This is a genomic window from Stenotrophomonas sp. RIT-551, from assembly GCF_026241915.1.
GTDB lineage: Bacteria > Pseudomonadota > Gammaproteobacteria > Xanthomonadales > Xanthomonadaceae > Stenotrophomonas > Stenotrophomonas bentonitica_A.
Map to the genome: position 1 here is coordinate 124514 of NZ_JAPJIU010000007.1, position 12396 is coordinate 136909.

The window sequence follows — 12396 nt, forward strand, 5'->3', positions numbered from 1 at the left end:
CGGTAAGCCGGCGATTATAGCGGCGGCCTCCCGCCATTCCAAGCCTGTGAAGGCCAGGAAAGCTGAACAGGGCTCATTGATCGGCGCGTTCACGACGACAAGGGCTGCCAAGGTGTCCCGGCGAGCACCCGCCGTGCGTTGGCGCACAGGGCTTCCGAGTTCCCCAGTGCGACGCCATCGACCCTCGCGATCGGCCAGATGCCGGCGGCATTGCAGGCGATGGCGGCGTCGAACCCGGCCAGGTCCCCCAGCGCGACCGGCCGCACCTGCTGATCGCTGCCCCACCCTGCCTGCAGCAGGCGTTCGTGGGTGCCGCGCAGCGCGGGCGCCTGCGGCCAGACCAGCGTGCCACCGCTGGCGAACGCGATGTTCCAAGTGGTGCCTTCGCTGATATGCCCGTCGTCGCCAACGAACAGCGCGTCGTCCACGCCAGCCTGCAGTGCCTCGCGACGATGCTGGAACAGCGCGAACGTCCCGACATGCTTCACGTGCGGCAGCTCGCGCTGATAGCGCACCGTCCGCAGCCGCCGTGACATCGCCGGTAGATCGACCGGCGGCGCCACGGCGACCAGCACATCGACGGCCACCGGTTGCAGCGGCCGCCGGAAATCGAACTGGCGCGAGAACACAGTCACCCGCAGCGACGCATCGACCACGCCCTCGGCCTGCAGCGCGCCGTGCATCCAGGCCCGCACCTGCTGCGGATCCAGTGCGGTGCCGAACAGCTCGGCCGTGCCCTCCTGCAGGCGCTGCAGATGCAGGTCCAGGCCCTGCACCGCAGCGCCGCGCACCTGCAACGAGGTGAAATGGCCGTAGTTGGTCAGCGCCCCGGCAAGATCATCGACCGTGGCCGGCCGGCCATTGCAATACAGCGTCATCCCAGCAACGCCTTGGCGTCGGACCACATCTGCTGCAGAACCTCGGCGGCGGGGCGTGCCGGCGCCATCCACGCGGACTGCCCGGCCCAGGCCTGCATCGCATCGAGGTTGCTGTCGCGGCCCGCCTGCGTGCGCATCGGTGCGGTCAGGCCACGCTGCACCGGATACGGGCGCGGCGGCGGCGCATCGGCAGACGCGGCGGCCCGTACATACGCGGTCGCCAGACCACGGCCGAGGCGACCGCTGAAGGCGCGGGTCGGCCAGGTATCTTCGGGTTCGGTCTCGGCCAATGCCTGCGACCACGCCGGATTCAAATGACACTCGGGGGTACGCAGGAACGCGGTGCCCACCTGCACTGCACTCGCGCCCAGCGTCAGCGCCGCGGCGATGCCGCGCCCATCGGCGATGCCACCGGCCGCGATCACCGGAATATCCAGATGATCGGCCAGCCGCGGCAGCAGCGCGAACAACCCGACCAGCTGGCGCTCGGCCGCATCCGGATCGAACGCGCCCCGATGCCCGCCGGCTTCAAACCCCTGCGCGACCACCGCGTCGGCGCCGGCGGCCTGTGCGGCACGCGCTTCGGCCAAGGTGGTCGCACACGCGATCCAGGCAATGCCCACGTCTTTCAGGCGCTGCACCTGTGCCGCGGAGAACACGCCCATGATGGTCGAGGCCACCGCAGGGCGCGCCTCGATCAGGGCCTCGAACTGTGCATCGAAATCGGCCGGCCCGGCATCGGCCGCACTGGCCGGCACCTCCGGCCCCCACTGCGCCAGGAAGCGACGTGTCGCGGCTTCCGCATCGGCATCGCGCCTGGGCAACGGATCAGGAATCCAGACATTGACCTGCGCCGGCCCTGCGGACTGCGCGCGGAAATCGGTCATCCACGCCACGATGTCCTGCGGCTGGGACAACACCGCGCCCATCGCGCCCATGCTGCCGGCGTTGGCCAGCGCCGCCGACAGCGGCACCGGGCAGGCGCCGGCCATCGGCGCCAGCAGGATCGGGGCCTGCAATGCAAAACGCCGACAGAAGCTGTCGGCGCGTTCGAGAAGCGGAGAACCATTCACGCGCGGCGCACCTGGGGAAGGAGACGGTGCCAGCATACGCCGCACCGCCCCCGCCCGGAATGCATGCACGCAGGACTCAGCGGAACGGCATGCCGCCGCGGCCGCCCATGGCGCCCATCATCCCCTTCATGCTGCGCATCATGCCCTTCATGCCGCCGCCGGCCATCTTGCTCATCATCTTTTCCATCTGCTGGAACTGCTTCATGAGCTTGTTGACGTCGGCCGGGGTCAGGCCGGAACCACGCGCGATGCGGGCGCGGCGCGAGCCGTTGAGCAGGCCCGGGTTGCGGCGCTCTTTCTTGGTCATCGAGTTGATGATCGCGATCATGCGCGGCACTTCCTTGCCCTGGCTGACCTGCTGCTTGAGGTGCTCGGGAATCTGGCCCAGGCCCGGCAGCTTGTCCATCAGGCCGCCGATGCCGCCCATGTTCTGCATCTGCTCGAGCTGGTCACGCATGTCGTTCAGATCGAACTTCTTGCCCTTGGCGACCTTCTCGGCCAGCTTCTGGGCCTTGTCCTTGTCGACCTGCTGCTCGACCTGCTCCACCAGCGACAGCACGTCGCCCATGTCCAGGATGCGGCTGGCGATACGGTCCGGGTGGAACACATCCAGGCCGTCCGGCTTTTCGCTCACACCGACGAACTTGATCGGCTTGCCGGTGATGTAGCGCACGCTCAGCGCAGCACCGCCGCGGGCGTCACCGTCGGTCTTGGTCAGCACCACGCCGGTCAGCGGCAGCGCATCGCCGAAGGCCTTGGCGGTGTTGGCGGCATCCTGGCCGGTCATGGCGTCGACCACGAACAGCGTTTCGGCCGGGTTGACCGCGGCGTGCAGCGCCTTGATCTCGGCCATCATCGCTTCGTCGATGGCCAGGCGACCGGCGGTATCGACGATCAGCACATCCACGAACGACTTGCGCGCGTCATCGATCGCGGCGCGGACGATGGCTTCCGGCTTCTGGTCGGCGGTGGACGGGAAGAACAGCACGCCGACCTGGTCGGCCAGGGTCTTGAGCTGCTCGATCGCAGCCGGACGGTAGACGTCGGCCGAGACCACCATCACCTTCTTCTTGCGCTTTTCCTTCAGGTGCTTGGCCAGCTTGCCCACGGTGGTGGTCTTGCCCGCACCCTGCAGGCCGGCCATCAGGATGATCGCCGGGGCCGGCACGTTGAGGTTCAGGTCCGAGGCGGCCGAGCCCATGACCGCGGTCAGCTCGTCGCGCACGACCTTGATCAGCGCCTGGCCCGGGGTCAGCGACTTGAGCACTTCCTGGCCGACCGCGCGCACCTTGATGCGCTCGACCAGCGCCTGCACCACGGGCAGCGCGACATCGGCCTCGAGCAGCGCGATGCGGACTTCGCGGGTGGCCTCGCGGATGTTTTCCTCGGTCAGGCGACCGCGGCCGCGCAGCCGCTCGATGGTGCCGGAGAGGCGCTGGGTCAGGGACTCGAACATGGAAGCGACCTGTTCAGAACAAAAGACAATGAGACCGCCAGTATAACGGTTCCGCCCCGGCTCCCGGACCGACCGCAACCTGCCGCCCGCCGGGCATCGCCAGCACCCCGGGGGTATGCGAAACTGACACGATGACAATCGTTCTCATCGCGACCCTGCTGTACCTGACCGCCACCGGCCTGCTGGTGCGCGCGGTCGTCCGCGATGATGCGGTGACCTCCCCGGCCTGGCTGTGGCCGGCGCTCCCGGCGATGCTGCTGCACGGCGGCTATCACGTGCTGGTGGCGATGCGCACCAGCGGCGGCCCGGACATGCACTTTTTCGCGGCCCTGTCGCTGGTCGGCCTGGGCATGGCGTGGCTGACCTCGCTGGTCGCCGCGCGCGGGCGCATGGCAGCACTTGGCGTGCTGGTGTTCCCGATGGCCGCCGCGGTGTTGTGGATCTATCACGCCTACGGCCACGAGCCGAGCAGGCCGCTGGGCTGGCAGCTGGCCACCCACGCGTGGATGGCGCTGCTTGCCTACGCCACCCTGAGCGTGGCCGCCCTGCTGGCCATCATGCTGTGGCTGCAGGAACGCGCCCTGCGCCGCCGCGATTTCCGGCCGTGGCTGCGCGCCCTGCCCCCGCTGGCGGATCTTGAAGCCCTGCTGTTCCGCGTGATCGCGGTCGGCTTTGCACTGTTGACGCTCACCCTGGTGACCGGCGTGCTGTTCGTCGATGACCTGCTGGCACAGAAGCTGGTCCACAAGACTGTGCTCAGCATCCTGTCCTGGATCGTATTCGGCACCCTGCTGATCGGCCGCCGCCGCTATGGCTGGCGCGGCGCGAAGGCGGTGCACTGGACCCTGACCGCGATGGCGCTGCTGCTGCTGGCGTTCTTCGGCAGCCAGTTCGTGATCGAATTGGTGTTCGGCCGCACGCGATAGAGGCGTGCCGACCAACGGTCGGCACCTGCCCGAACCTCGCAAGGGGAGCTGCCGACTGTTGGCCGGCAGGCCGCTGGCGGGCACCAATCCGCTATCCGTTGATCACAACCCGTACCGTTCGATCGCGTCCAGATGCGGCTGACGGTCCTGGTCGCAGGCCTCGGCCAGGCGCAGCCAGCAGTGCGGGTGCGCCCACTGCGCCGTCACCTGCTGCAGGAAGCGATGCAGTGCCAGCGGCGCGTGATCCTGTGGCTGGGCGATAGTGAACAGCAGGCCCGGCAGCGTCCCGCCTTCCGCATCCGGATCGGTCACCGTGTAGTCCGGCCGGCTGTGCGCCCACACCTTCCAGCCCTGTGCCTCTGCCGCTGCTACCAGAGCGTTCCACGCCTCCTCGCCCGGGTGCGCGCCGTCGACCAGCCAGCTGCGTGCGAAACCGCCCCGCTCCAGCACGTGCACCTGCGCATAGGTCGGAATGAAGTGCTCGCGCTCCGCTTCGTCCTCCGGCGCGGGGTGTACGAGGCCGGAGTCAAACACCACCCAGTCCCCCACCTGCTGCGCGCGGTTGGCCGGTGCGTTCTCGACGATGCGCGCGGTCACCGGTCCGGTGCGGCGGCCGTAGTACTCCATCGGCTCGCCGCCTTCTTCGCTGCGGATGATCACCCAGCCCCAGGACTCTTCGACCACGCCCTGCTGGCTGGACAGTTCCATGCCGATCGCCGCCGCCGAGCGGCGCACCGCCTCCCAGTCGCGCGCCGCGCTGGCCGCACTCATGTGGTCCCAGTGCGCGGCGTTGGGCTCATCCAGCGTCTCCACCAGCTGCGCATAGCAGGCTTGGGCGTCGCTGAAGCGGCCGGTCTCCATGTACATGCGGGCAAGCGTCCCGCGTGCGCCGTTCGAGCCTGGCGACAGCGTGAGCAACGCCTGCGCGGCCTGTTCCAGCGCCGGCCAGTCGGACGCGCGCCGGGCGCGCTGCACCTCGCACCAGTGCGCGAACACCGGCACGCTGTCGCGGTAGGTCGCGGCCAGCCTGCGCAGGCCGTCATCATCGCCCTGCTCGGCCAGCCAACGCATCAGCGTATAGGCCGCTGCGCCATCTTCCTGCGCGTGGGCGCGCACGAAGTCCCACAGCAGCGCCTGCGCTTCTGTCTTCGCGCCACAGGCATGCAACGCCGAGGCGGCAACTTCGGCCAGCGCGCCGTCGTCCGGCCGCTCGCCGTGCGCCTGCAGCAGCCACTGCGCCTCACGCTCGGGATCGCGCGACTGGTGCTGTTCGCCCTGGGCCTGCAGCCATGCCAGCAGTTCATCGGCCGGCACCGGCAAGGGTGCCATCTCCGGCAGCGCCTCGATCCGCGCCGCCAACCCATCCACCAGCGCGGCAGCGCCACGATCCTGGCGCAGCTGCGCCAGGTGGGTACGGGCCAGTCCAAGCTGGCGCTGCGCCACCCAGCGCGCACCACGCTGCAGGGCCAGTTCAAGGCTCAACGCGGCGATCTCGATCACCAGGCGATGCGCGCCGACAGCGGCGAAGTGCTCGATGATCGTGTTGAAGCGCGTCCCCAGATCCCAGGTATTGCGTGCGCCATCACGGCTGCACAGCGTCGAAGCGGTATTGGCCCACAGCCGCCAGTGATTCGGCGTCAGCTCGCTCCAGGGCACCAGCTGCTGCAACGCCTCTTCATCGCGCCCCAGCTGGGCCAGTGCCCAGGCCTTGGACAGCCGGCGCGGCACCGTGCAGTTGGCAGGTTCGTATTCGCCCGCAGCGGCCACCTCGGCTTCGCGCGTCTCGATCAGCGCCAGCGCTTCCTGCGCACGGCCGCTGGCCAGCAGGATCTTGATCTGCATTTCAGGGAAGCTGTCGAACACTTCCTTGCCGCGCGCCTGGATCGCCGCCGCCTGCACCTGCAGGTAATCCAGCGCGTCCTGGCCGCGGCCGTCGTCCAGCAGCGCGTCGGCCTTCTCGCAGCTCAGGCACTGGAAGCAGGCCCAGCTCGGGTCGATGCGGCCCAGCGTCTCGTCGCAGACCTCGATGCGTTCGGGCACCCAGCCCGGACCATCGATGTTGCCATAGCAGGCGGCAAGATCCTGGGTGACGCAGATCGACTGCGGGCAGTCCAGGGTATCGGCGCGGTGTGCGCGCTCGAACAGCGCCACCGACTCGCCCAGCGCGCTTTCACCTTCCATGCGGTTGCCGACGCGGTTGCGCAGGGCCCAGTGGCCGACATAGACGTCGACCCAGGGGTTGTCCAATGCCTTGCCCAGCGCGCGCGCTTCAGGCAGCAGTGCATCGACGCGGTCGACCTGCAGTTCACTGACGTCATCGGCAAGGCGGGTCAGCAGGTGGGCGTTCTGTGCCTGGCCTGCCTGGCGCAGGTCTTCCTGCAGTTTTTCGACCCAGTTCCAGATATCCATGGGGGTTGAGGCTCCTGTCTAGCGAAGGCTTGATGAGAGAGGGGGCGGTACTCAGCGCAGCATCTGCTGCAGGGCACCGGCAATATCGGTAAATGCACCATTGAGATCGGGGCCTGGCGTCGCGGTGCTCCGCTGCAACGGCCGGCCCTGCGCGGACACGATGATCTTCAGTGAGCGCAGCAGGCGCGCGGCCGCCCCGGCCTGCGGGTGGCCCTCGCGCTGGGCCTGCAGCAACGCCTGCACCGCTGGATTGTCCAGGTTGAGGTACAGCCGCGACGGCGCACGTGCCTCGATGCGCGCGGTGAACTGGCGGGCCAGTCGCAATGCGGCCATCGATACGCGCTTGTCGTTCTCGTCGTCTTCGAGGCGCTGCTTCAGTTCGGCTTCGCGGTCGGGCACCACCACCACCGGGAGTGCCTCGGGGCTGAACCGCGCCGGCAGCAGCTGTTCGCCGTCGCCCAGGTGCTCGCGCAGCCAGGCCAACTGCGTATCGTCAAGGCTGTCGTCGGTGCGGAACAGGGCGCGGTTGCCCTGCTCGGTACCCAGTTCGACCAGGCGCAGGCCCTTGGCCTGGGCCCAGCGCCGCAGGAACGGCACGACCGCGTAGCGATGACCATGCGCGACCGGCACGCCCATCGCGCGGAACAGCATTTCCTCGAAGCCACCACCGTTGTCGAGGATCACATGCACTGCGCCGCGCGCCGGCAACGCGCTGGCCGGCAGGTCACCCTGCGAGGTCGGCACGCGCACGTGTTCCAGCAGCAGGTCGAACAGGCGCTCATCGCACAGCGCCGCGCCCAGCAGGGCCTCGTTGTGGCGGCTGAGCACGCGGCGCCAGGCTTCGGGCTGCTGCCGCGCGACGTCGGCCAGGCCATCGATCAGCGCTTCCAGCAGCGCGTGCTGCACGGCGCGATAGTGGTCATCGCGCTGCAGGTCCTCGCGGCTGGCGGTCGGGGTCAGCTTCGACGATTCGATCACCCCGCCGATGAAACCGGCCCACGGCGGCAGCAGGTCGCGTGCATCGTCGTCCAGCAGCATGCCGCGCACGAACACCGACAGGTTGCGGTTGTCGCTGGTGCCGTAGGTGGCACCGTCCTGCACCCAGAGCATGCCGAGGGCGTCGCTGCTGCCATCGGACTGCAGCGGCATCGTCACGATGGGCTCGAAATCGTGTTCGAAACGGGCCGCGAACTGCAGCGCCTGGCGGCGCGCCTGCACCGGATGCAGCGCGACCTCACCCTGCCCGCGCCACGGCGGCGGTTCGGGATTGATCGCGGCGGTCGCCGCACCGATGAAGATCGGCTCGGACAGCAGCGCGCAGTAGCGGCCCAGCACCTCGTGCAGGCGCGCTTCGTTGGCCAGCGGCAGGAAGTCCGGATGCAGCTCCAGCTCGACCTCGGTGCCGATCGCGCGCGCCGGCACGTCGCTGACGGTGTACTGCTCGGCGTTGCTGGACACGTACAGGTGGCCCAGTTCCGGTGCCTGGTAGGAAGTGGTGCGCACGCTGACGCGGCGCGCCAATACAAAGGCCGACAGGAACCCCAGGCCGAACATGCCGATCAGGCCGTCATTGTCCTCGCCATCCTGGCGCAGCCCCCGGGTGTAACCCACCCCCACCGTGGCCAGGTAATCGTGGATTTCCTGCCGGGTCAGGCCGGCACCGGTATCGGTGATGCGCAGCACGCCGGCGGCGGCGTCCACCTGCACGTCGATGCGCGACAGACCCGGGCTGCCGGGCTGCTCGATACGGCGACGGATGATCGAATCGTGCGCGTTCTGCACCAGTTCGCGCAGCGCCACCATCGGGGTGGAATACAGGTGCTTGCCCAGCACCGTCATCAATCCATTGAGATCGACCCCGGCGCGGCGGATTTCGGCGGCGGGGGCGCTGAACATCGGGTCCTGCATGTAATCGGTTACTCCTTGCCACGGAAAGCGCCGGAGGGCGCCTTCGTCGAGCCGGGAAAACTAGCACAGGCCGGCTGAGCGCAGACGCACTTTCCCGCGGCATCCCGCGCCGGCCCGGCCCCGCTTACAGCGCGTCGATCGCCTCGGACAGCCGCTCCACCGCGATCACTTCCATCCCCTTCACGCTGCCGGTCTTCGGCGCGTTCGCCTTGGGCACGATGGCGCGCTTGAAGCCATGCGTGGCTGCCTCGCGCAGGCGATCCTCACCGTTGGGCACCGGGCGGATCTCGCCGGACAGGCCCACCTCGCCGAAGGCGATCGTTTTCTCTGCCAATGGCCGGTCCTGCAACGAAGACAGCACCGCCAGCAGCACGGGCAGATCGGCCGCAGTCTCCTGCACGCGGATGCCGCCCACCACGTTGACGAACACGTCCTGGTCGCCCACGAGCACGCCGCCATGGCGGTGCAGCACCGCCAGCAGCATCGCCAGGCGGTTCTGCTCCAGACCCACCGCGACGCGGCGTGGGTTGGACAGCGGCGAGGCGTCCACCAGTGCCTGCACTTCCACCAGCAGCGGGCGCGTGCCCTCGCGCGTGACCATCACGCAGCTGCCCGGCTGCTGGGTGCTGCCGCCGGAGAGGAAGATCGCCGAGGGATTGGAGACCTCTTTCAGGCCCTTCTCGCCCATGGCGAACACGCCCAGTTCGTTGACCGCGCCGAAGCGGTTCTTGAAGGCGCGCAGCAGGCGGAACCGGCTGCCGCTCTCGCCTTCGAAGTACAGCACCGCATCGACCATGTGCTCGAGCACGCGCGGGCCGGCGATGCCGCCTTCCTTGGTCACGTGACCGACCAGGAACACGGCGGTGCCGGTTTCCTTGGCGAAGCGCACCAGCCGTGCGGCGCTCTCGCGCACCTGGCTGACCGAGCCGGGCGCGGCGGTAAGCGATTCGGTCCACAGTGTCTGTACCGAGTCGGCCACGATCAGCCGCGGCTTGGCCACGCTGGCATGCTGGAGGATCGCCTCCACCTGGGTTTCGGCCAGCGCGTTGACGTTGTCCAGCGGCAGGTCCAGCCGCACCGCACGGCCGGCCACCTGCGACAGCGATTCCTCACCGGTGATGTACAGCACCGGCAGCGACGCGGCCATCTTCGCCACGGCCTGCAACAGCAGGGTGGACTTGCCGATGCCCGGATCGCCACCGACCAGCACCACCGCACCTTCGACCAGGCCACCGCCGAGCACGCGGTCGAACTCACCGATGCCCGTGCTCACCCGCAGGTGTTCGGTCTGCTGCACGTCCTTGAGCGCCATGATCTTCGGCGCATCGACCTTGCCGGCCCAGCCGGAGCGCCGCGACGCCGGCGACGCCTTGGTGGGCGTGGCGCTTTCCAGCGTGATCTCGCTCAGCGTGTTCCAGACGCCGCACTCGGTGCATTGGCCCTGCCACTTGCTGTATTCGGCGCCGCATTCACTGCAGACGTAAGCGGTGAGTCGCTTGGCCATGTCCACTTCCACATCATCAATTGTCAGGCAGGATAGCCGAGCCGCGTCGCAGCAACCGAGACGCCGGGCGGGCGGGCTCAAGTTTCCGGCCCCGAGGCCGATACTCCGGCGGGCCACTGCCCCTCCTTTCCATTTTTCCAGGCTTTTCCATGACCGGCACCTACAGCCAGAGTCTTGTCGTGTTCTCGCTGCTGGTTGCCATCCTCGCCTCGTACACCGCGCTGGACATGGCCGGCCGCCTGGCCACCACCCGCGGCCGGGTGGCACGCTGGTGGCTGGCCGGTGGTGCCGGTGCGATGGGGCTGGGCATCTGGTCGATGCACTTCATCGGCATGCTCGCCTTCCACCTGCCGATCCCGGTCGGCTACGACCTGGCCATTACCCTGTATTCGCTGGCCGTCTCGGTCGGGGCTTCGGCCTATGCGCTGTGGCTGGTCTCACGCGCGGAGCTGCCGTGGTCGAGGTTGTGCGCCGGCGCGGTGCTGATGGGCCTGGGGATCGCAGCCATGCATTACCTGGGCATGGCCGCGCTGGAGATGCAGCCGGGCATCGACTACGACCCGCTGTGGTTTGCCGCCTCGATCCTGATCGCCATCGGCGCGGCCGGTGCGGCGCTGTGGATCGCCTTCCGCCTGCGCCTGGAACAGCGCCGCCCGTTCGTGCTGCGCGGGCTGGCCTCGCTGGTGATGGGCCTGGCGATCGTCGGCATGCACTACACCGGCATGGGCGCGGCCCACTTCCCCGAGGGCGCGATGTGTGGCGCGGCGTATGGCGAGGGCATCGAGACCAAGTGGCTGGCGGTGCTGGTGATCGTCACGACGCTGGCGACCCTGGGGATCGCACTGATCGCATCGGTGTTCGACCGCCAGATGCGCACCCGCACCGGCCTGCTCGCCGATTCGCTGGCCCAGGCCAACGAGAAGCTGATGCAGGCCGCCCTGCATGATCCGCTGACCCAGCTGCCCAACCGGATGCTGCTGCAGGACCGCATCGAGCAGGCGATCGAGAAGGCGCAGCGCCGGCAGTTCAGCTTCGCGGTGATGTTCTGCGACCTGGACGGCTTCAAGGCGATCAACGATGCCTACGGCCACCAGCTTGGTGACCAACTGCTGATCCAGGTCAGCAAGCGGATCACCGCGCTGCTGCGCGCGCAGGACACCTTCGCGCGACTGGGGGGCGATGAGTTCGTCATCGTGTTCCAGGTGGAGGATCCGGAAGATGCGGCCGTGGTCGCCGAACGGATCATCGCCAGCGTGGCCGAGCCGTTCGAGATCGATGCCTTGGAACTGCAGGTCAGTGCCAGCCTGGGCATCGCGCTGTACCCGGCCGACGCCACCACCGAACGCGACCTGATGGCCCACGCCGATGCGGCGATGTACCACACCAAGGATTCGGGCCGGAACGGCTATACCTTCTTCACCCAGTCGCTCAACGTGAGCGCGAACCGCCAGCTGAAGCTGCTGCAGGAACTGCGCAAGGCGGTCAGCCGCGGCGAGCTGGTGCTGCATTACCAGCCCAAGTTCCAGGCCAGCGGGACATCGCCGATCGGGGCCGAGGCGCTGGTGCGCTGGCAACATCCCGAGCTGGGCCTGTTGTCACCGGACGCGTTCATTCCGATCGCCGAACGCAGCGGCCTGATCCTCTCCATCGGTGACTGGGTGCTGGACCAGGCCTGCGCGCAGCTGCGCCACTGGCACGACGCCGGCCACCCGGACTGGACCATGGCGGTGAACCTCTCACCGCTGCAGTTCGGGTCGAGCACGCTGCTGGAGACTGTGCGCCGCACGCTGGACAAACACGGGCTGGACCCGAAGCGGCTGACCCTGGAGGTCACCGAGACCACCGCGATGCGCGATGTGGAAGCCAGCCTGCTGATCCTGCACGGGCTGACCGCGATGGGCGTGAACATCTCCATCGACGACTTCGGCACCGGCTACTCCAGCCTGCTGTATCTCAAGCGCATGCCGGCCACCGAGCTGAAGATCGACCGCGCCTTCGTGCACGACCTGGAAGACAACGCCGAAGACGCGGCGATCGTTTCCTCGATCATCGCATTGGGCCGGTCCCTGCAGCTGCAGATCGTCGCCGAGGGCGTGGAAACGGCCGGGCAACGCCAGTACCTGAGCGACATGGGCTGCGACCAGCTGCAGGGGTATCACCTCGGGCGGCCGGTCGACGCCGCCGAGTTCATGCGGCTGGCGAAAGTGGCGTAACGCGCGGAGAGCAGCCCGTTGCCGGGCAC

At 68.6% G+C, this 12396-nt stretch carries 8 protein-coding genes; 2 read left to right on the plus strand and 6 right to left on the minus strand.

Annotated features, from left to right (window positions below; genetic code table 11):
* Nucleotides 1–89 precede the first annotated feature (89 nt).
* The 3 genes from ORK51_RS10675 to ffh form a co-directional block, all read right to left on the minus strand.
* Nucleotides 90–878: an aminotransferase class IV family protein gene (locus ORK51_RS10675; RefSeq protein ID WP_266084887.1), complete on the minus strand. Its 789-nt coding sequence runs from the start codon at nucleotides 876–878 to the stop codon at nucleotides 90–92.
* Nucleotides 875–1951 (minus strand): NAD(P)H-dependent flavin oxidoreductase, encoded by a 1077-nt coding sequence (locus tag ORK51_RS10680; RefSeq protein ID WP_266084888.1) that lies wholly within the window; start codon nucleotides 1949–1951, stop codon nucleotides 875–877. The genes ORK51_RS10675 and ORK51_RS10680 overlap by 4 nt, the downstream gene beginning before the upstream one ends.
* Nucleotides 1952–2027: 76 nt before the next feature.
* Entirely contained in the window at nucleotides 2028–3407 is a 1380-nt protein-coding gene (ffh, locus tag ORK51_RS10685; protein WP_019184491.1) for a signal recognition particle protein, read from the minus strand.
* A gap of 131 nt (nucleotides 3408–3538) precedes the next feature.
* Between ffh and ORK51_RS10690 the strand changes: the two genes are divergently transcribed.
* A complete protein-coding gene (locus ORK51_RS10690; protein ID WP_019184492.1) occupies nucleotides 3539–4333 on the plus strand; it encodes a cytochrome C assembly family protein in 795 nt (264 codons plus the stop codon).
* A 102-nt stretch (nucleotides 4334–4435) separates the two neighbouring features.
* On the opposite strand, the gene ORK51_RS10695 is transcribed toward ORK51_RS10690, so the two are convergent.
* The 3 genes from ORK51_RS10695 to radA form a co-directional block, all read right to left on the minus strand.
* Nucleotides 4436–6742, minus strand: a complete 2307-nt coding sequence (locus tag ORK51_RS10695) for a YbbN family protein (RefSeq protein ID WP_266084889.1) — start codon at nucleotides 6740–6742, stop codon at nucleotides 4436–4438.
* Nucleotides 6743–6793: 51 nt separating this feature from the next.
* The gene (locus ORK51_RS10700; RefSeq protein ID WP_266084890.1) at nucleotides 6794–8650 is read right to left on the minus strand and encodes an ATP-binding protein; all 1857 of its coding nucleotides are present in this window, start codon (nucleotides 8648–8650) and stop codon (nucleotides 6794–6796) included.
* Nucleotides 8651–8774: 124 nt separating this feature from the next.
* Nucleotides 8775–10154: a DNA repair protein RadA gene (gene radA, locus ORK51_RS10705; RefSeq protein WP_070426878.1), complete on the minus strand. Its 1380-nt coding sequence runs from the start codon at nucleotides 10152–10154 to the stop codon at nucleotides 8775–8777.
* Between the two features lie 149 nt (nucleotides 10155–10303).
* On the opposite strand from radA, the gene ORK51_RS10710 reads away from it, so the two are divergent.
* A complete protein-coding gene (locus ORK51_RS10710) occupies nucleotides 10304–12367 on the plus strand; it encodes a putative bifunctional diguanylate cyclase/phosphodiesterase (RefSeq protein ID WP_266084892.1) in 2064 nt (687 codons plus the stop codon).
* Nucleotides 12368–12396: the final 29 nt, after the last annotated feature.

Excerpts from the sequence above, each read along its gene's own strand:
- ORK51_RS10710 (WP_266084892.1), top strand. The coding sequence starts at position 10,304 with ATGACCGGCACCTACAGCCAGAGTCTTGTCGTGTTCTCGCTGCTGGTT.
- radA (WP_070426878.1), bottom strand. The coding sequence starts at position 10,154 with ATGGCCAAGCGACTCACCGCTTACGTCTGCAGTGAATGCGGCGCCGAA.
- ffh (WP_019184491.1), bottom strand. The coding sequence starts at position 3,407 with ATGTTCGAGTCCCTGACCCAGCGCCTCTCCGGCACCATCGAGCGGCTG.
- ORK51_RS10690 (WP_019184492.1), top strand. The coding sequence starts at position 3,539 with ATGACAATCGTTCTCATCGCGACCCTGCTGTACCTGACCGCCACCGGC.
- ORK51_RS10700 (WP_266084890.1), bottom strand. The coding sequence starts at position 8,650 with ATGCAGGACCCGATGTTCAGCGCCCCCGCCGCCGAAATCCGCCGCGCC.
- ORK51_RS10695 (WP_266084889.1), bottom strand. The coding sequence starts at position 6,742 with ATGGATATCTGGAACTGGGTCGAAAAACTGCAGGAAGACCTGCGCCAG.
- ORK51_RS10675 (WP_266084887.1), bottom strand. The coding sequence starts at position 878 with ATGACGCTGTATTGCAATGGCCGGCCGGCCACGGTCGATGATCTTGCC.